General features: G+C 43.9%; 1 protein-coding gene. It reads left to right on the top strand.

Annotation, left to right across the window (positions count from 1 at the left end; genetic code table 11):
• Positions 1–54: 54 nt before the first annotated feature.
• On the top strand, positions 55–428 hold a 374-nt coding region (locus AB4585_RS27555; protein ID WP_372171936.1), incomplete at its 3' end, for a hypothetical protein.

Raw genomic sequence — 428 nt, 5'->3', positions numbered from 1 at the left:
AAGGCTAGTTTTCAGTAATGATACTGCCTCTTTGTATTGTTTAATGAGCTGTCTATGTACAACGCACCTATCAGTCAGTATTTCCATCACAACTGCTATCAGCGCAAGAATGCCGCAAGCTCTGTTAGAAGGTTGATAAAGCATAATCTTCGCACGCTGGCTCTATCGGATGCTTCGTTTTCAAAGTTAATTCAACTGCTGGTGGCTGAGGGTCATTCTCCAAACCATGCTGCTTTTTGTGTTGCTCGTTATAAGAAAACCCCTCCATATCAGTTGCGCTACTTGGAAGCGCAGTCGCTAATCAATATTGAAGATGAAGTTGAGTCATCGATTTCGGCAGAGCAGAAAGTGCCTTTTGTTACGCGAGTTGTTATCCCTTCCATTCTGCGAGTTATTGAGGCAGAAGAGCAGGTTCCCGATCGGTATTC

The organism is Vibrio sp. 10N.222.49.C9, from assembly GCF_041474985.1.
Classification (GTDB): domain Bacteria; phylum Pseudomonadota; class Gammaproteobacteria; order Enterobacterales; family Vibrionaceae; genus Vibrio; species Vibrio crassostreae_C.
This window is presented reverse-complemented; position numbering and strand designations above follow the sequence as displayed.